General features: G+C 66.9%; 17 protein-coding genes. 5 read left to right on the forward strand and 12 right to left on the reverse strand.

Annotated elements, in window-relative coordinates:
* Positions 1-46 precede the first annotated feature (46 nt).
* Both F3J19_RS14200 and F3J19_RS14205 read left to right on the forward strand, forming a co-directional pair.
* Entirely contained in the window at positions 47-979 is a 933-nt protein-coding gene (locus F3J19_RS14200; RefSeq protein WP_167042311.1) for a LysR family transcriptional regulator, read from the forward strand.
* A gap of 203 nt (positions 980-1,182) precedes the next feature.
* Entirely contained in the window at positions 1,183-4,860 is a 3,678-nt protein-coding gene (locus tag F3J19_RS14205; protein ID WP_167042313.1) for a methylmalonyl-CoA mutase family protein, read from the forward strand.
* Between the two features lie 114 nt (positions 4,861-4,974).
* Here the strand turns inward: F3J19_RS14205 and F3J19_RS14210 are convergent, their stop codons facing one another.
* The gene (locus F3J19_RS14210) at positions 4,975-5,934 is read right to left on the reverse strand and encodes a nitronate monooxygenase family protein (RefSeq protein ID WP_167042315.1); all 960 of its coding nucleotides are present in this window, start codon (positions 5,932-5,934) and stop codon (positions 4,975-4,977) included.
* Positions 5,935-6,246: 312 nt separating this feature from the next.
* Between F3J19_RS14210 and F3J19_RS14215 the strand changes: the two genes are divergently transcribed.
* Positions 6,247-7,137 (forward strand): alpha/beta hydrolase, encoded by an 891-nt coding sequence (locus F3J19_RS14215; RefSeq protein ID WP_167042317.1) that lies wholly within the window; start codon positions 6,247-6,249, stop codon positions 7,135-7,137.
* Positions 7,138-7,168: 31 nt separating this feature from the next.
* Here F3J19_RS14215 and F3J19_RS14220 read toward each other — a convergent pair whose 3' ends face one another.
* Positions 7,169-7,639, reverse strand: a complete 471-nt coding sequence (locus F3J19_RS14220) for an Lrp/AsnC family transcriptional regulator (protein WP_167042319.1) — start codon at positions 7,637-7,639, stop codon at positions 7,169-7,171.
* Positions 7,640-7,749: 110 nt separating this feature from the next.
* On the opposite strand from F3J19_RS14220, the gene F3J19_RS14225 reads away from it, so the two are divergent.
* Positions 7,750-8,661 carry a DMT family transporter gene (locus tag F3J19_RS14225; RefSeq protein WP_167042322.1) on the forward strand — a complete coding sequence of 304 codons (912 nt, stop codon included), beginning with the start codon at positions 7,750-7,752 and terminating at the stop codon, positions 8,659-8,661.
* A 326-nt stretch (positions 8,662-8,987) separates the two neighbouring features.
* On the opposite strand, the gene F3J19_RS14230 is transcribed toward F3J19_RS14225, so the two are convergent.
* The 6 genes from F3J19_RS14230 to F3J19_RS14255 form a co-directional block, all read right to left on the reverse strand.
* Entirely contained in the window at positions 8,988-9,905 is a 918-nt protein-coding gene (locus F3J19_RS14230) for an MBL fold metallo-hydrolase (protein ID WP_167042324.1), read from the reverse strand.
* Entirely contained in the window at positions 9,902-10,375 is a 474-nt protein-coding gene (locus tag F3J19_RS14235; protein WP_167042326.1) for a MaoC family dehydratase, read from the reverse strand. Before F3J19_RS14235 ends, F3J19_RS14230 begins: the two co-directional genes overlap by 4 nt.
* Positions 10,372-10,611, reverse strand: coding sequence for a DUF1289 domain-containing protein (locus F3J19_RS14240; RefSeq protein WP_167042328.1), 240 nt, complete (start codon positions 10,609-10,611; stop codon positions 10,372-10,374). Before F3J19_RS14240 ends, F3J19_RS14235 begins: the two co-directional genes overlap by 4 nt.
* Positions 10,612-10,619: 8 nt before the next feature.
* Positions 10,620-11,141: a YbaK/EbsC family protein gene (locus tag F3J19_RS14245; RefSeq protein WP_167042330.1), complete on the reverse strand. Its 522-nt coding sequence runs from the start codon at positions 11,139-11,141 to the stop codon at positions 10,620-10,622.
* 58 nt (positions 11,142-11,199) lie between these two features.
* A complete protein-coding gene (locus F3J19_RS14250; protein ID WP_167042332.1) occupies positions 11,200-12,126 on the reverse strand; it encodes a hydroxymethylglutaryl-CoA lyase in 927 nt (308 codons plus the stop codon).
* A 128-nt stretch (positions 12,127-12,254) separates the two neighbouring features.
* A complete protein-coding gene (locus F3J19_RS14255; protein WP_167042334.1) occupies positions 12,255-13,196 on the reverse strand; it encodes a glyoxylate/hydroxypyruvate reductase A in 942 nt (313 codons plus the stop codon).
* A 378-nt stretch (positions 13,197-13,574) separates the two neighbouring features.
* Here F3J19_RS14255 and F3J19_RS14260 point away from each other — a divergent pair, with 378 nt between their 5' ends.
* A complete protein-coding gene (locus F3J19_RS14260; protein WP_167042336.1) occupies positions 13,575-14,177 on the forward strand; it encodes an alpha/beta hydrolase in 603 nt (200 codons plus the stop codon).
* 213 nt (positions 14,178-14,390) lie between these two features.
* Here F3J19_RS14260 and bioB read toward each other — a convergent pair whose 3' ends face one another.
* The 4 genes from bioB to bioA are packed head-to-tail and all read right to left on the reverse strand — an operon-like array spanning position 14,391 to position 18,740.
* A complete protein-coding gene (bioB, locus tag F3J19_RS14265; RefSeq protein WP_167042337.1) occupies positions 14,391-15,488 on the reverse strand; it encodes a biotin synthase BioB in 1,098 nt (365 codons plus the stop codon).
* Between the two features lie 53 nt (positions 15,489-15,541).
* On the reverse strand, positions 15,542-16,282 hold the full coding sequence (bioD, locus tag F3J19_RS14270) for a dethiobiotin synthase (RefSeq protein ID WP_167042339.1): 741 nt from the start codon (positions 16,280-16,282) through the stop codon (positions 15,542-15,544).
* The gene (gene bioF, locus F3J19_RS14275; RefSeq protein ID WP_167042340.1) at positions 16,279-17,463 is read right to left on the reverse strand and encodes an 8-amino-7-oxononanoate synthase; all 1,185 of its coding nucleotides are present in this window, start codon (positions 17,461-17,463) and stop codon (positions 16,279-16,281) included. The genes bioD and bioF overlap by 4 nt, the downstream gene beginning before the upstream one ends.
* Positions 17,463-18,740: an adenosylmethionine--8-amino-7-oxononanoate transaminase gene (gene bioA, locus F3J19_RS14280; RefSeq protein ID WP_240158938.1), complete on the reverse strand. Its 1,278-nt coding sequence runs from the start codon at positions 18,738-18,740 to the stop codon at positions 17,463-17,465. Before bioA ends, bioF begins: the two co-directional genes overlap by 1 nt.
* Between the last annotated feature and the right edge of the window lie 84 nt (positions 18,741-18,824).

Here is an 18,824-nt window from a genome sequence, read left to right on the forward strand (position 1 = left end):
AACCCGGCAAAATGGCGTCGATTGATTCCTGAAGCGAGCGATTGAGATGGATACCCTCGTCAGCATGAAAGTGTTTCGCCACGTGGTCGAGGCCGGCAGTTTTGTCGGCGCGGCGGAGCGCATGGAGATGTCGGCGGCGATGGCGAGCAAGCACGTGATGCATCTCGAGCAGCAGCTCGGCGCGCGGCTCCTGAACCGCACCACGCGCCGCGTCGCGCCGACCGAGGCGGGCCGCGAATACTACGAGCGTCTGAGCCAGGCGCTCACCGAGCTCGACGAAGCCGGCCAGGCGGTTGGCGCGGCGAGCGTCGTGCCGCAGGGGCGGCTGCGCGTATCGTCGTTGTCGGCATTCGGCCTGAGTCATGTGATGGCCGCGGTCGCGGACTACGCCGCGCAGTATCCGCAGGTCACCGTCGATATGACGCTGTCCGACCGCGTCGTCGAGCTGATCGACGAGGGCTTCGACGTCGCGATCCGCGCCTCGCCGGGCGGGCTGAAGTCGTCGTCGCTGATCGCGCGGCAGATCGCGACCGCGCATCTCGTGCTGTGCGCCTCGCCGGCCTATCTGCGCAAGCATGGCGCGCCGAAGAGCGTCGCCGATCTGGCGCGCCACAACTATCTGCAGTACTCGGGCGTGTCGGCGCTCGAAGTCGTGACCGGAGAGGCGTCCTCGCGCGCGCGTCTGTCGGGCAATCTGGTCGTCAACCAGCTCGAAGCGCAGCGCGTGGTCGTGCTGCACGGCGCGGGCATCGCGATGCTCGGCACCGAGGTGATCGGCGGCGATCTCGCCGAAGGGCGCCTCGTGCCGCTGCTCGTCGACGAAGTGCCGCCGCGCGAGTTGCCGATTCACGTCGTTTATACGAGCCGGCGGCATCTGTCGGCGAAGGTGCGTTCGTTCGTCGATTTTCTCGTCGCGCGCTTCGGGAGCGAGTCGCTGTGGCCGTCGCTCGAACAGATCAAGGCGCTGGCGGTGCGGTAGCGAGTCGAAAAACGCTTCGCGGGCGCGCGCCGAATACGTCGCTCCGCGTGCTCAAAAAAGCGTGCTCAAAAGCGCAGTCGGACAACGACGCCGAACCGTCCGCCCAAGCCCCCGGACCGCTCGCCGGGCCTGCGCTCCTGCCGCCTTACCCCGTTTGGCTATACTGGTTGCCAGCACCCGTCAGCTCATGATCCGGGGGAGACATGACCGATCTGTCCACGCCGCGGCGCGCCGGCAGCCACGCGTTGCCCGCCGGCCGGCGGCTGCGCTTCGTTACCGCCGCCGCGCTGTTCGACGGCCACGATGCGTCGATCAACATCATGCGACGCATCCTGCAGGCGAGCGGCGTCGAGGTGATTCACCTCGGCCACAACCGCTCCGTCGATGAAGTCGCGACCGCCGCGCTCAACGAGGACGCCGACGGCGTCGCCGTGTCGAGCTACCAGGGCGGCCACAACGAATACTTCCGCTATCTCGTCGAGCTGTTGCGCGCGCGCGGCGGCGAGCGTATCAAGGTGTTCGGCGGCGGTGGCGGAGTGATCGTCCCCGAGGAAATCGCCGCGCTCGAACGCGACGGCGTCGAGAAAATCTACTCGCCGCACGACGGCCAGCGGCTCGGTCTGCAAGGCATGATCGACGACATGATCGCGCGCTGTGTCGAAGGCGCGCGCGCGGCCGGTGCGGCACGGCCGGCGCCGGTGGACGAATGGCTCGCCGGGCTTGCCGCGCAGCCGTTGCCGCGCTTCGGCGGTTCTGGTTCGCTGGAGACGGCGCATATCGATGAGCGGCGAGCCGAGGCGAGCGAGGCCGCCCCGGCAATTCGCGAGGCAGACGACGTGCAAGGTGGGCAAGGTGCCGGAGCGAGCCGGCCGTGCGAAGCGGCGCGCGCGAGCACGCGCTGCGCCGACTCCACCGACTCCACCACTCCCGTCTTCCGCCGCCTCGCCCAACTGATCAGCGCGTTCGAATCCGCCAGCGCCGACGCTCCCGCGCGAGACCAACTGCGATCGCTGGCCGATGCGGCCTACGTGCCCGTGCTCGGCATCACCGGCACGGGCGGCGCGGGCAAATCGTCGCTGACCGACGAGCTGATCCGCCGCTTCCGGCTCGACTACGGCGACGCGCTGACCATCGCCGTGCTCGCGATCGACCCGTCGCGCCGCAAATCGGGCGGTGCCTTGCTCGGCGACCGCATCCGCATGAACGCGATCGGCGATTGGGGCGGCGGCGCGCGCGTCTATATGCGCTCGATGGCGACGCGCGAGGCGTCGAGCGAGCTTTCCGATGCGCTGCCCGCCGCGCTGATGCTGTGTAAGGCGGCGCGCTTCGATCTGATCGTCGTCGAGACGTCCGGGATCGGTCAGGGCGATGCGGCGATCGTGCCGTTCGTCGACGAGTCGCTGTACGTGATGACGCCCGAGTTCGGCGCGGCGAGCCAGCTCGAAAAGATCGACATGCTCGACTTCGCGAGCTTCGTCGCGATCAACAAGTTCGACCGCAAGGGTGCGCAGGACGCGCTGCGCGACGTCGCGAAACAGGTGCAGCGCAACCGCGCCGACTTCGCGACGCCGCCGGGCGCGATGCCGGTGTTCGGCACGATCGCGTCGCGTTTCAATGACGACGGCGTGACCGCGCTGTACCGGCATATCGCCGAGGCGCTGCGCCGTCATGGTTTGCGCGAGGGCGGCGGACGGCTCGGCGCGCCCGACGGTGCGCGCTGTTCGAGCAACCTGCATGCGATCGTGCCGTCTGCGCGAGTGCGTTATCTGGCCGATATCGCCGGGACGCTGCGCGCTTACCGCGAGCGTGCCGACGCGCAGGCGCGTATCGCACGCGAACGCTGGCAACTGGTCGAGACGCGCCGGATGCTTGGCGAAGCAGGAGTGGCAGCACAGGCGTGGGCGAGCACGGCGATGGTGGCGACGGGGACCGCCAGTTCAGGCGTGGATATGAACGCCAATGCGCGGAGCGATGCAAACGCGGTGCAGGCTGCCGACAACGAATCGTCCGATACGCGAGCGCACGCAAGCTCGAACGCAAGCCTCGATGCGACCCAATCCAACCCGTTGCTCTCCTCCCTCGATGCCCTGATCGACCAACGCAGTGTCGCGCTCGGCAAACGCGAGCGCCAACTGCTCGACACCTGGCCGCAAATCGTCGCCGCCTATTCCGGCGACGAACACGTCGTGCGCATTCGCGAGCGCGAAATCCGCACCGCACTCACGGTGACGACGCTCTCGGGCTTGCCAGTCCGCAAAGTCTCGCTGCCGAAATTCGCCGATCACGGCGAGATTCTGCGCTGGCTGCTGCTCGACAATCTGCCTGGCTATTTCCCGTTCACGGCCGGCGTGTTTCCGTTTCGCCGCGAGAACGAAGACCCGACCCGCATGTTCGCGGGCGAGGGCGATCCGCAGCGCACGAACCGCCGCTTCAAGCTGCTCTCCGAAGGGATGCCGGCCAAACGGCTATCGACCGCGTTCGACTCCGTGACGCTCTACGGCGAGGAGCCGCACGAGCGCCCCGATATCTACGGCAAGGTCGGCAATTCGGGCGTATCGGTCGCGACGTTCGACGACATGAAGACGCTCTACGACGGCTTCGATCTGTGCTCGCCGGAAACCTCGGTCTCGATGACGATCAACGGCCCCGCGCCGACGATCCTCGCGATGTTCTTCAATGTTGCGATCGACCAGCAGATTGCACGCAAGGAAGCGGAGCAAGGCCGCCCGCTCAGCGAAAGCGAACTCGCGGCAACGCGCCGCGTTGCGCTCGAAAACGTGCGCGGCACCGTGCAGGCCGACATCCTCAAGGAAGACCAGGGGCAGAACACCTGCATCTTCTCGACCGAGTTCAGCCTGAAAGTGATGGGCGACATCCAGGCGTATTTCGTCGAGCACGGCGTGCGCAATTTCTATTCGGTGTCGATCTCCGGCTACCACATCGCCGAGGCCGGTGCGAACCCGATCTCGCAGCTCGCCTATACGCTCGCGAACGGCTTCACGTACGTCGAGGCGTATCTCGCGCGCGGCATGTCGATCGACGACTTCGCGCCGAATCTGTCGTTCTTCTTCTCGAACGGCATGGACCCGGAGTACACGGTGCTTGGCCGCGTCGCGCGACGCATCTGGGCGGTAGCGATGCGCGAGCGCTACGGCGCGAACGAGCGCAGCCAGAAGCTCAAGTATCACGTGCAGACCTCGGGCCGCAGCCTGCACGCGCAGGAGGTCGACTTCAACGACATCCGCACGACGCTGCAGGCGCTGATCGCGATCTACGACAACTGCAACTCGCTGCATACGAATGCGTTCGACGAAGCAATCACGACGCCGACCGAGGATTCGGTGCGCCGCGCGGTCGCGATCCAGCTCATCATCAATCGCGAATGGGGGCTCGCGAAGAACCAGAATCCGCACCAGGGCAGCTTCGTGATCGACGAGCTGACCGACCTCGTCGAGGCAGCGGTGCTGGCCGAGTTCGAGCGGTTGACCGAGCGCGGTGGCGTGCTCGGTGCGATGGAAACCGGCTATCAGCGCGGACGCATCCAGGACGAGTCGATGCTGTACGAGCATCGCAAGCATGACGGCTCGTATCCGATCGTCGGCGTGAACACGTTTCTGAGCGCGCATCCGCACGAAGCGCCGCGGCCGATCGTGCTGGCGCGTTCCACCGATGCGGAAAAACAGAGTCAGTTGCAGCGGCTGCGCGCGTTCCAGACGCGCCATCGCGACACCGCGCCCGAAGCGCTCGAACGCCTGAAGCGCGCGGTGATCGACGACGCCAACGTGTTCGCGGTGCTGATGGACGTGGTGCGCGTGTGTTCGCTCGGGCAGATCACGCGCGCGCTGTTCGAGGTGGGCGGGCAGTATCGGCGCAACATGTAGGCGCGCGGCTCGAAGCGGCGGCCTTGCCGCTTCGCTTCGAGTGTTGCGCGAGCTTCGATACCGGCATGAGGCGCGTGGCGCGCAGTAACGGATGCGGGTGAGCGGCGGGCGCGCTCAGCGAACGATACCGAGCCGCGCCTTCGCGTCGTCGTATTCCTGCTTCAGGCGCTGCACGAGTTCGCCGACGTTCGGCACGTCGTCCATCAGACCGACGCCCTGGCCCGCACCCCAGATGTCCTTCCATGCCTTTGCCTTGTCGCTGCCGAAGTTCATCTTGGTCTTGTCCGATTCGGGCAGCGCGTCCGGGTCGAGCCCCGCGTTCAGAATGCTCTCGCGGATGTAGTTGCCGTGCACGCCGGTAAAGAGGTTCGTGTAAATGATGTCCGAGGCGCTGGCGTTGACGATGGCCTGCTTGTAGCTGTCGACCGCGTGCGCTTCCTGGGTCGCGATGAAGCGCGTGCCCATGTACGCGAGGTCCGCGCCCATCGCCTGGGCGGCGAGAATCGAGCCGCCGTTCGCGATCGAACCCGACAGCACGATCGGGCCGTCGAAAATGCGCCGCACTTCGCCGACCAGCGCGAACGGCGAGGTCGTGCCCGCATGGCCGCCCGCGCCCGAGGCAACCAGAATCAAACCGTCGACGCCGGCCTCGAGCGCCTTCTGCGCATGCCGCAGGTTGATCACGTCGTGCAGCACGATGCCGCCATAGCTGTGCACCGCGTCGACGATCTCGCGCGCCGGCGCGCGCAGGCTCGTGATGAAGATCGGCACCTTGTGCTCGACGCACACGCGCACGTCGTGTTCGAGCCGCGTATTGGACTGATGGACGATCTGATTGACGGCGATCGGCCCGATGATCGCCGCGGGGTTGGCCGCCTTGTGCTCGGCGAGCTGCGCCTGGATTTGCGTGAGCCATTCGTCGAGCAGTTCGGCCGGACGCGCGTTGAGGGCCGGGAACGAGCCGACGATGCCAGCCTTGCACTGGGCCAGCACCAGTTCGGGATAGCTGACGATGAACATCGGCGAGGCGACGACGGGCAGCGCGAGATTTTGCAGAACGGCGGGCAATGCCATGATGGGAGTCTCCTGTGTCTTCGATGAGTGTAGCGGCACCCGGCCTGCGCCGCGTCGATGCCCAGGCGGTATCTCTGCTTGCCGCGGCGTCGACCGCCTTCGTGGCTGAACCACGGTGCGGTCGCCCAAAGCCACCCAAAAATTTAAGAACGATCGTGCGATTATAGGTGAAGCCCATAGCCTCGGTGCGGCCAGCGCGTGCGGAACAGTTCGAAGGAGTGTTCAGGTTCTATGTTTGCGTGGGTTAACCCACCTCGCGCGGACATGACGGGCTTCTACAATGCTGACACCCTCAAACGACCAAGAGACGCCATGGCCTTCGAGAATTTCACGCCCTTTCGCGTCGCCGTGGGCGATGTCGATATTTTCGGAGTGAAGGGCGGCGCGGGGCCGCCTCTGCTGCTGCTGCACGGCCATCCGCAGTCGCATCTGATCTGGGAGCGCTGTGCCGCGCCGCTCGCGCAACATTTCACCGTGATCGCTACCGACCTGCGCGGCTACGGCGCATCGGGCAAACCGCCGAGCGATGCCGCGCACACGCCGTACTCGAAACGCACGATGGCCGCCGACCAGGTCGCGGTGATGCGCCACTTCGGCTTCGAGCGCTTTCTTGTCTGCGCGCACGATCGCGGCGCGCGCGTCGCACATCGCATGGCGCTCGATCACGCGGACGCGGTCGAGCGTCTGATGCTGCTCGACATCGCGCCGACGCTCGCGATGTACGAAGCCACCGACCGCACGTTCGCGACGCACTATTTCCACTGGTTCTTCCTGATCCAGCCCGAGCCGCTGCCCGAAACGCTGATCGGCGCGAATCCGGCCGCCTATGTCGATGCGGTGATGGGCGGCCGTCACGCGGGCCTCGCGCCGTTCGCGCCCGCCGCGCTCGACGCCTATCGCGCCGCGCTCGCGCAACCGGGCGCGGTGCATGCGATGTGCGAGGACTACCGCGCGTCGGCCAGCATCGACCTCGAACACGATCGCGCCGACATCGAGCGCGGCAACAAGATCGGCTGTCCGCTGCGCGTGCTGTGGGGCGACAAGGGCGTGATCGAGAAATGCTTCGACGCGCTGGCCGAATGGCGGCACGTCGCGCGCGACGTGAGCGGCCGCGCGCTGGCCTGCGGGCACTATCTGCCCGAGGAAGCGCCGGGCGAACTGGTCGCCGAGATGCTGTCGTTCTTCGAGGCGGTCGAGCAGTAGCGCGCTTCGTTCGGGCTTGGGCCCACGCCCCTCAATCGAGCGGCGGCAGGCGTCGCGCGACCGGCGTCGATTTGACGATCGCCGTGCTCGTCTCCGCGCGCTCGGTGACCTTCGAGAGAATCTCGTCGAGCTGTTCGATCGAATGCAGATAAAGGCGGCAGATGAAGCAATCGTCGCCGGTCACCTTGTCGCATTCGACGAATTCCGGAATGCGCCGGATCACGTCTTCCACCAGATGCAGCTGACCGGGCAGAGGCTTCACGCGCACGATCGCCTGCAGCGTGTAGCCGAGCGCGCGCGGATCGATCTGCACCGTGAAATGCTCGATCACGCCCTGCGCTTCGAGCCGCCGCACGCGTTCGGCCGTGCTGGGCGCCGATAGGCCGACCTGGCGCGCGAGTTCGCTGACCGCCTGGCGCGCGTCCTGCGCGAGCGCGGCCAGCAGCAGGCGGTCGGTTGCGTCGAGCGCGACGGGGGCCGCCGAAGCAAGGCGTTTGCTCATGATGACCTTCGTTTAAGCGGTGAAATCGCCGCGACGCTTAAGTTTAGCCATGTATTGGCGCCGGCGGATTGATTACACTGCCCGCATGCAGGTATCGACGGGATCGAATCATGGCTTCAGACAAGCGTTCCAGCGAGATCCGCCGCGGCGCGGCGGAGATGAGCATGGCGATGCTGATGTCGGGCACCATCGGCTGGCTCGTGGTGTCGTCGCAGCAAAGTCCTTTCAACGTGGTGTTTTTTCGCTGCCTCTTCGGCGGCGCGACGCTCGCGCTCGTTTGCGCGGTGCTCGGTCTTTTCCGGCGCGAGCTGTTCTCGTGGAAGATGCTCGGCCTCGCGCTCTTCGGCGGCGTTGCGATCGTCATCAACTGGGTGCTGCTGTTCGCCGCGTATTCGCGCGCGTCGATTTCGATGGCGACGGCCGTCTACAACACGCAGCCGTTCATGCTGGTCGCGCTCGGCGCGCTCGTGTTTCGCGAGCGCATCAGCGCCTCGACGATGGCGTGGCTCGCGGTCGCCTTCGTCGGCCTCGTGTTCGTCGTGAAGGTCGAGCCGGCCGTGCTCGCGGTGCCGGGGCAGTATCTGGTCGGCGTCGCGTATGCGGTCGGCGCGGCGGCGATGTACGCGGTGTCGTCGATCATCACGAAGCGCTTGAAGGGCACGCCGCCGCATCTGATCGCGCTGCTCCAGGTGGCGCTCGGCGTGCTGCTGCTTGCGCCGTTCGTGCGCTTCGATGCGCTGCCGGCAAGCGGCGCGCAGTGGCTCGAACTGGTTGTGCTCGGCGTCGTGCACACGGGGCTCATGTACGTGCTGCTGTATGGCGCGATCCAGAAGCTGCCGACGTCGATGACAGGGGCGCTGTCGTTCATCTATCCGGTGGTGGCGATCATTGTCGATCGGTTCGCGTTCGGGCAAACGCTCGCGTGGATTCAGGTGCTCGGCGCGGCGCTGATTCTGATTGCGGCGGCCGGCGTCAATCTCGGCTGGCGGATCGTGCCGCGCAAGCGTTGGTCGTCGACGTGACGATGCGCTGGTTTGACGGTTTGATGAATGCCACGCCGCAAACGAAAATGCTACGGATTCCGGAGTAACACGCGCCTGTCATTGTTCATATGAGCGGGCCAATCGCACGGACTCAGGCGCCTGCCGCCGCTTTGCAACCGGCCGTGTATGCGCTTTTGAAACACGCCGTCAAATTTCTGTAGGGAAATCACCGATGCGTTGCAAAAAACAGCACGCGTATTATTCGTACCGACGCTGATCACGTCCAACAGAAGTTCCGCCGCTCGCTTCGTCGAGCGGCTTTCTTTTTGTGGGGACGGTTTGGGCGGCCGGTTCGCCTGAGTGCCTTAACGCCGCGCGACGATGCGCGCGCCATCCACCGCGAGCGGCCCCTGGTGGGCCGCCAGTTCCTCGATCATGCCTCGCAGCAACGCGGGCCATTCACTGCTCGGCTTCAGCAGCGACGCGGCGGCGCGCATTGCGGCCGCCTCGCCGGTCATGCGCAGCAGCGCGTCGAAGCTCATCTCGCGCACTTCGAGCAGCTTGAACACGATCAGCACCTTCAGCGCATTGCGTGCATTGCGCGCGGGATCGGCGCGCAGCCACGCGATGCGCGAAAACGCGCGTTCCAGCGCCTGTTCGACATGCGTGAACGGCGCGCCATGGCCCGGAATCACGACGCGCACGTCGAGCGTCGAGATCGTATCGAGCACCGCCTGCTGTTCGGCGAAGCCGCTCTCGCCTTCGAGCTCGGGAAAGATCACGCCGAAGCCGTTTTCCCAGAGCGCGTCGGCACTGATCAGGATGCGTTCGTCGGCGCAATACAGCATCAGCGAATGCGGATCGTGACCGGGCGCGCCGAGCACCTGCCAGTCGAGCGCGCCGAGCCGCAACTGTGCGCCGGGCGCGATCGTTCCGGTGAAGCCGAAGCGCTCGCAGGTCTGACCGGTGGCGCGAAAGCTCAAGCGGGCTTCGTCCCATTCGCGCACCGCGCTCGCTTCCGATGCTGGAATCAGCGTGCGGCACGGCCATGTCGCCTGCAATAGCGCGTTGCCGCCGCAGTGGTCCGAATGCAGATGGGTGTTGACGATCAGGTCGAGCGGCCGTGTTTTCAGGGCCGAGCGTACCAGCGCGACGGTTTGCGGCGCGTGCGTCGCATAGCCGGTGTCGACGAGCGCGGTGCAGGCGTCGTCGACGAGCAGCACGTTGTTCGACGACAGCCAGCCGCGCTCGAACACGCGCATCGAGGCGGGCAGCGCGATCATGATAGCGCGGGCCCGCCATCCGCCTGTTCGGCGGACTCGGTGAGTTTAGGCATGACCAGAATCGTCGACGTGCCGGTCAACATCAGTTCGCCATGCTGATTGACGGCCGAGCCTTCGAGACAGGTCAGATCGCCGTTCAGGCTCGGCTTCCAGTGAGCGTCGCGCACGCGCCAGGTGAGCGTCAGCGTGTCGTGCACATGCACCGCTTTTTTCAGCTTGATGTCGAACTCGAGGCCGAGCGGCTGCGCGTAGGTCGAGAAATGCGTCGCGAGCAGCGCCATGAAATACGCGGTGGGCTGCGTGCCCGAGGCGATCAGCCCGCCGAAGCGGCTTTGCGCCGCATACGCTTCGTCGAGATGCAGCGGGTTCAGATCGTTGACGAGCCGCGAAAACGACTTGATCGAATCCGCCGGGAACGAGACCGTCGAGCTGAACGTCTCGCCCAGCGTGACGACACGCGGCGCGTTCATGGCCGCTCCTTCGTGTGCTTCGCCATGAACTCCGCGTGACGCGCTTCGATCGCGTCCCACACCGCGCGTTTCGCGTCGTCGTCGAAGATCGACCAGCCGGCGATTTCGTCGATCGTGCGCAGGCAGCCTTCGCACCAGCCCGTCGCCGCATCCATCCTGCACACGCTGATGCACGGCGACGGCACCGAGCCGTCGTCGTTCAGGTGCTCGTAGCCGCTGCCGCTCGTCGTCGTCATCGCGGTGCTCAGGCCGTTTCGCGCAGCGCGACGTCGACGACCGGCGCGCCCGTCAGCGCGACCAGCTCCTGCGCGGTCAGGTTGAACACCGCGTGCGGATGGCCGGCGGCGGCCCACAGGCTGTCGAGCGCGAGCAGATCGGCGTCGATCAGCGTGACCGGCTCCGTGGCATGGCCGACCGGACAGACGCCGCCAATCGCATAGCCGGTTTTTTCGCGGACGAACTTCGCATCCGCGCGGCCGACTTCACCGACCTGCGCGGCCACCTTCCGTTCGTCGACGCGATTCGCGCCGCTCGCGATCACGAGCACGGGCGCGTCGTCCTCGCGGCGGCGAAACAGGATCGACTTGGCGATCTGCGCGACCGCGCAGCCGAGTCCGGCGGCGGCTTCGGCAGAAGTCTTGCCGGTTTCCGGCAACATCACGATCCGGCCCGCGTGACCGCGTTCGCGCAGCAGCAGCGCGACGCGGCGCGCCGAGTCGGGCAGCGCGGCGAGATCGTCGGAGTCGAAGGGGGCGAGGTCGCTCATCGTGGGTGATCCTGATTGAGATGTGACGATACGGGTGAGGCGCGCGATTATTCGTTCGTTACGCGCAGGTATTCGCTTCGCTGCGCGCCTTCGCGAGCAGCGCCTTGCCGGCGCGCGACACGTTGGGCCGGCCGATCGCGTTCGAAATGAAATCGCCGATGGCGACCACCTGCGCGAGATCGATGCCGGTTTCGATGCCGAGGCCGTTCATCAGATACAGCACGTCTTCGGTCGCGACGTTGCCGGTCGCGCCCTTCGCATACGGACAGCCGCCGAGCCCCGCGACCGACGCATGGAAAATCTCGATGCCTTCGAGGAGCGCCGCGTAGATGTTGGCGAGCGCCTGGCCATAGGTATCGTGGAAGTGCCCCGACAGATGCTCGCGCGGAAACGCCTCGGTGACTGCCTGGAACACTTCGCGCGTGCGCTCCGCGGTGCCGACGCCGATCGTGTCGGCGATATCGATCTCGTCGCAGCCGAGCGCCGCGAAGCGCTGCACCACGTCGACGACGGAAGCCACCGGCACGTCGCCCTGATACGGGCAGCCGAGCGCGCACGAGACGCTGCCGCGAATGCGCAGGCCGTGCTCCTTCGCGGCCTGGGCGACCGGCACGAAGCGCTCGATGCTTTCGGCGATGCTGCAATTGATGTTCTTCTGCGAAAACGCTTCGCTTGCCGCGCCGAAGATCACGATCTCGTCGGCACGCGCGGCGACGGCGCCTTCGAAGCCGCGCAGATTCGGTGTCAGCACCGAGTAGATCGTACCGGGACGGCGCTCGATGCCGGCCATCACGTCGGCGCCGTCGGCCATCTGCGGCACCCATTTCGGCGACACGAACGACGCCGCCTCGACGTTGACGAACCCGGCCGCCGAGAGACGGTCGATCAGTTCGATCTTCGTCGCGGTGGGCACGAATTCCTTTTCGTTCTGCAGCCCGTCGCGCGGACCGACTTCGACGATTTTCACCTGCTTGGGTAAGGCCATGATCTGTCTCCGATCCCTTGCGTTTATTGCGATCCCATCTAGGTCCCATCTGAGATGGGGGCCGCCGTTGCTTGCGGCGTTGCTGTCGTTCAGGCCGATGCGCTTCGCCTCGCCTCGCGCGCCCGGCCTCAGTACCCGCGCGCCAGATTCACCACGCCGCTGACCGGCTCGCCGCGCGTCAATGCATCGATCTTGAGCGCGATCTGCGCGATGCCTTCCTCGCGCAACGTCAGCGCCGAGATGTGCGGCGTGATCGTGATGCGCGGCTCGCGCCAGAACGGATGAGCGGCGGGCAGCGGTTCTTCGCGGAACACGTCGAGCGTGGCGGCGGCAAGCTGACCGCTCGCGAGCGCGTCGAGCAGATCCGCCTCGACCAGGTGCGCGCCGCGCGCGATGTTGATCAGATACGCGCCGTGCGCGAGCTTCGCGAAGTTGCGCGCGTTCAGCACGCTCTCGGTGTCGGGCGTGTGCGGCAGCAGATTCACGAGCACCTTCACGCCGTCGAGGAAGGCATCGAACTGCGTGTCGCCCGCAAATGTCGCGATGCCGTCGATCTGCTTCGCGCTGCGGCTATAGCCGCGCACCGGCAGGCCGAATGACGCAAGCGTTCGAGCGACGTGCGTGCCGAGCACGCCGAGTCCGAGTATGCCGACCGTGAAGCTCTCAAGCGGATGCGGCGCGAGCACCTGCCAGCGCCGCTCGTTTTGCAGCACCTGATATTCGTCGAAGCGGCGCTGATAGCGCAGCACCGCGTGCGTCACGTATTCGGCCATCTGCGCGGCCATGCCGGTGTCTTCGAGGCGGATCAGCGGCGCGCTGCGCGGCAGGGTGCCTGGATGCTCGCGTTCGAGCGCGAGGATCGCATCGACGCCCGCGCCGAGATTGAAGATCGCGCGCAGCGTGTCGCGCCCGGCCAGCATTTCGCGCGGCGGGCGCCACACGATCGCGAAGTCGGCCGGCTCCGTATCGCCCGGTTGCCACTCGCGCAATTCGGCGGCGGGCAGCGCACGCGCGAGATCGCGCAGCCAGGCGGCGGCATCGGCATGCGGCATGTAGAAGAGGATTTTCATACGGTCCGGAACGCGTTCGTGGTGGGGGCTGCGGAGGTATCCGGGCCGAGGCCCGCGGGAGCGGGGCGGACCGCCGCCACGGCAAGCCGGCATGGCGGCAAGGACGGCGGCGGTTGAAGCGCATGGGACGACGCGTGCGGCATCGGGTCTCCTCCCGTGATGGATAGGCCTCATTCTACTTTTTCGACGCGGATTGCGCGCGTTCGCACAGGTTTGCCCTCGTTGGCGCATGGCGTGGCCGGGTTTCGCCGGGTTTTGCCATTCCCCCATTTCCTCATGTTCCCCCTTACCCCGATAACCAAAGCACAAAAACTTGGTTCGCCCGCGCGCCGCGCGGCATGACAATGATTGCCCGGATTCCCGCAGCGAGGCATCTCCATGTTTTCATGCACCCGATCGACATGGCCGCCACGGCTCGTCACCGTGCCCGGTCTGCATGGCAGCGAAGGCGCGCATTGGCAGACGTGGCTGGAGCGGCAGTTCGCGCGCTCGCTGCGCGTCGAGCAGGCCAACTGGGATGCGCCCGATATCGCGCGATGGGCGAAGTCGTTGCGCGATCTGCTCGCGCGCGAACGCGGGCCGTTCGTGCTGGCCGCGCATAGCTTCGGCTGCCTCGCGACCGCGCAGGCGTTGCAGCAGAGCGCGTTCGCGAACGAGGTGGCCGGCGTGCTGTTCGTCGCGCCCGCGAGTCCGCGCAAATTCGCGTTCGCGGGACCGTTCGAGGCGCGGCGTATCGGCGTGCCGTCTATTCTGATCGGCAGCGAAACCGATCCGTGGATGCCGCTCGCCGATGCGCGCGATCTCGCGCAGCGTTTAGGCAGTGCGTTCGTCAATCTCGGCGATGCGGGGCATATCAACACGGCGGCCGGCTTCGGGCCGTGGCCGCGCGCGAAGTACTTCGTCGATACGCTCGTGCATTGCGCGGCGCCGCTGCGCTTTCGCGAAGAGACGTTCGAGGCCGCGCAGCACGCGTTCGTGTGAGCGCTGCGCGCCGCGCATGGGCGGCCACGGTTTTTCATCGTGCCGATGGCGGCAGGTTCGATCGGATCATCGTGCGCTGGACGTCAGCACCGGGTTTCGCGTCAAAAGAACAAGGCTGCCTCGCGAAACGAGGCAGCCTTGTTTCATGCACGCACGCCCGGCGTATGCGGCCAGGCGGTACAAAGGCGCTGCGAGGCGCAACGATTCAGCGGCTCAGTTCGGCGCCGCATGCTCCTCATGACCCTGCGCACAGCCATGCTCGCAACCGCTCTGTTCGACCGGCATCTGCTGCGCGGCCTCGGCGCGAATGCCCAGACGCGCGAGCAGCTTGCGATCGGCTTCGGCTTGCGGGTTGCTCGTCGTCAGCAACTGGTCGCCGTAGAAAATCGAATTCGCGCCGGCGAGGAAGCACATCGCCTGCAAGGCTTCGTCCATCTGCTCGCGGCCTGCCGACAGACGCACCATCGCGCGCGGCATCGTGATGCGCGCGATCGCGATCGTGCGCACGAACTCGAACGGATCGATCGCCTCGGTGCCGGTGAGCGGCGTGCCTTGCACCTGCACGAGATTGTTGATCGGCACCGATTCCGGATACGGCTCCATGTTGGCGAGCTGCGCGATCAGCCCCGCGCGCTCGCGGCGCGATTCGCCCATGCCGACGATGCCGCCGCAGCACACGTTGATGCCCGCGTCGCGCACGCGTTCGAGCGTGTCGAGACGGTCCTGATAGGTGCGCGTCGAGATGATCTGGCCGTAGAACTCGGGCGACGTATCGAGGTTGTGGTTGTAGTAGTCGAGGCCCGCGTCGCGCAGCGCTTGGGCCTGGTGCGTTTCGAGCATGCCGAGCGTCACGCAGGTTTCGAGGCCCATTGCCTTCACGCCGCGAATCATGTCCTTGATCGGTTCGAGGTGACGGTCCTTCGGATTGCGCCACGCGGCGCCCATGCAGAAGCGCGTCGCGCCGTTCCGTTTGGCAACCTGGGCGGCGGCGAGCACGTCGTCGACGGCCATCAGCTTGTCGGCGGCGAGGCCCGTGTCGTGATGCACCGACTGCGGACAGTACGCGCAATCTTCCTCGCAGCCACCGGTCTTGATCGACAGCAGCGTCGACAGTTGCACGGCGTTCGCGTCGAAATGCTCGCGGTGCGTTTGCTGCGCGCGGAACAGCAGGTCGTTGAACGGCAGTTCGTACAGCGCGACGATATCGGCGACGCGCCAGCGCGCGAGCGGCTTTGCTTCAGCGGCGGTGGGGTTCGGATTGCTGTCGGCGCTCGTGTCGGCGGTACCCGCCGCGATGTTCAGTTGTGTCATGTGATCGATCCTCGTGTACGGATGAAATAGGGTTCAGCGCTGCGAGGCAGCGGCTAGGCCGCGCGCAATCGGCGCAGCGTGTGCAGAAGCGGTTGAAGGTCGAGTTGCCGTGCCGCAAGCTCGGGCGAAAGCGGATCGAGATGCGGCACGCTGCCGAGCAGCGGCGCGCCGTAGGCGCGCGAAAGATGCGCGCGAATCGACGCGATGTTTTCGTCGGGGAACGTCATGTCCGGATCGATGCGATTGGCGACCCAACCCGCCAGCGTGAGGCCGCGCGCGGCGATCGCTTCGGCGGTCAGCAGCGCGTGGCTGATGCAGCCGAGCCGCATGCCGACCACGAGCACGACCGGCAGCTTCAGCGCGACCGCGAGATCGGCGGTGTCCTGCGTCGCGGTGAGCGGCACGCGAAAGCCGCCGACGCCTTCGACCACGACGACGTCCGCGCGCGTCAGCGCTTCCCGGTGGCAGGCGACGATATGGTCGAGATCGAACGTCACGTTTTCGAGCGCGGCCGCGATATGCGGCGCAGCCGGTTCCTTCAGCAGATACGGCGTGCGCAGCGCGGGCGGCAGCAGCACGCTCGACGCGGCATCGAGTTGATCCGCGTCTTCGTTGTGCAGCACGCCGTCCACGTCGAACGCGCCCGCGGCGATCGGCTTCATCGCGGCCGCTTGCAGACCCTCGCGCACGAAGCCGCGCAACAGCGCCGACGACACGAACGTCTTGCCGATTTCCGTATCGGTGCCGGTGACGAACAGCGACAGCGCCTCGCCGGTGGAATTCTTATGACTCATGCGCCGTGCCCTTCGAGTTGTTGCAGGCCCGCTGCGAGCCGGTCGAGGTCCGCATGCGAATGCGCGGCCGAGAGCGAAATACGCAGACGCGACGTGCCGGCGGGCACGGTCGGCGGCCGGATCGCGGGCACCCACAAACCGGCGCGATCGAGCGCGGCGGCGAGGTCGAGCGTCGCATCGTTCGCGCCGATGATGAGCGGCTGCACGGCGGTATGCGAGTCGACGGGCAGCCACGGCGTCGCCTTCAGCATCGCGCGCGTGCGCTCGATCAACTGCCGAAGATGCGCGCGCCTCGCCTCGCCTTCCTCGCCGCCGATGATGCGCAGGCTCGCCGACACCGCATGCGCGGCCGCCGGCACCGACGCGGTCGTGAAGATATACGGACGCGCGCGCTGCACGAGCCATTCGATCACAGTCGCATGCGCGACGACGAACGCGCCCGAGACGCCGGCCGCCTTGCCGAGCGTGCCGATCGAAATCAGATGCGGCGAGCGCAGCGCGGCCTGCGCAACCGCGCCACGGCCTTGCGGGCCGAGCACGCCGAAGCCGTGCGCATCGTCGACGATGAGCCAGGCGCCGTGCCGTTCCGCGAGTGCGAGCAGACGCGGCAGCGGGGCGATGTCGCCGTCCATGCTGAACACGGTGTCGGAGACGATCACCTTGACGTCCGACGCCGAGGCTTCGAGCAGCGCGCTCAAGGCGTCCATGTCGCCGTGCGGATAGACCTGCACATCGGCGCGCGACAGCCGCGCGCCGTCGATCAGCGAGGCGTGATTGAGCGCATCGGAGAACAGCGTCGTGCCGCGGCCCGCGAGCGCGGTCACCGTCGCGAGGTTCGCCATATAACCGGTGCTGAAATACAGCGCGCGCGGGTCGTCGACGAAGCCGCCCGCGAATTCCGCGAGATCGTCTTCGAGTTGCGCATGCGCGCGCGAGTGGCCGCCGAGCAGATGCGAGCCGCCGCTGCCCGCGCCGTACCGGCGCGCGCCTTCGGCGATGGCCTCGATCAGTTGCGGATGCGCGGCGAGGCCGAGGTAGTCGTTGCTCGCGAAGCCGATGATCTCGCGGCCGTCGACCGTCATGTGCGCGGCGCAGGGCGTATCGGCGGTGCGGCGGCGACGGCGCAATCCGCGCGCGTCGATGTCTGCGAGCCCTGCGGCGAGCGTGTCGAGCAGATGCATCAGCGGACCTCCGCGAGCGTGGCGTCGAAGGTCTCGCGCGTGCGGGCGGCAAGCAGCGCGAGTTCTTCGTCGTCGAGGATGTACGGCGGCATCAGGTACACGGTGGTGCCGATCGGGCGCAGCAATAACTCGCGCTGCAACGCGTTGTCGAAGAAGCGGCGCGAAAACGTTCGGGCCTGCTGAGCATCGTCGATCACCGCATCGAATGCGAAGAGCGTGCCGCACTGGCGCAGATTGCGCACCTGCGCATGCCCGGCGAGCGGCGCGAGCGCGGCTTTCAGCGTGGCCGACTTGCGTGCGTTCGCGGCGAGCACGTCGTCGCTCGCGAACAGGTCGAGCGTCGCGAGCGCCGCGCGGCACGCGAGCGGATTGCCGGTGTACGAGTGCGAGTGCAGGAAGCCGCGCGCGGTGTCGTCGTGGTAGAAGGCCGCGAAGATCTCGTCGCGCGACAGCACGATCGACAGCGGCAGATAACCGCCGCTGATGCCTTTCGACAGACACAGGAAGTCCGGCCACACGCGCGCCTGTTCGCAGGCGAAGAAGGTGCCGGTGCGTCCGCAGCCGACCGCGATTTCGTCGGCGATCAGATGCACGCCGTATGCGTCGCACAGCGCGCGCAAGCCCGCGATATACGACGCGTCGTGCATCGCCATGCCGGCCGCGCATTGCACGAGCGGCTCGACGATCAGCGCGGCGATGCGGTTCGCGCGCGCGTCGAATAGCGTGCGCACGTTGTCGAGCGCGCGGCGCGCGACGTCGGCGGCGGTCTCTCCCGACTGCGCGAGCCGCGCATCGGGCGAGGCGACGACATGCGCGTGACGGATCAGCGGATCGTAGGCGTCCTTGAACAGCGCGACGTCGGTCACGCCGAGCGCGCCGATCGTCTCGCCGTGGTAACTGTTGGCGATGCAGACGAATTCCTGCTTGTCGGCAAAGCCCCGGTTGCGCCAGCTGTGGAAGCTCATCTTCAGCGCGATCTCGACCGCCGACGCGCCATCCGAGGCGAAGAACGCGTGGCCGAGCGTGTTGCCGGTCAGCGCGCCGAGACGTTCGGCGAGTTCGACGGCGGGCTCGTGCGTGCAGCCGGCGAGCATCGCGTGTTCGAGCGTATCGAGCTGATCTTTCAGCGCCGCGTTGATGCGCGGGTTCGCGTGACCGAACAGATTGACCCACCACGAACTGATCGCGTCGAGATAGCGATGGCCGGCGCGGTCGTAGAGCCACGCGCCCTGACCCCGCGCGACAGGCACGAGCGGCAGACGTTCGTGGTGCTTCATCTGCGTGCACGGATGCCATACCGCGCGCAGGCTGCGGGCGACCCAGTCGTCAGGGGCGTTCGGGGACGTCCCTGGCGGGGCGAC

This window comes from Burkholderia sp. Ax-1724 (assembly GCF_011752995.1).
Classification (GTDB): domain Bacteria; phylum Pseudomonadota; class Gammaproteobacteria; order Burkholderiales; family Burkholderiaceae; genus Paraburkholderia.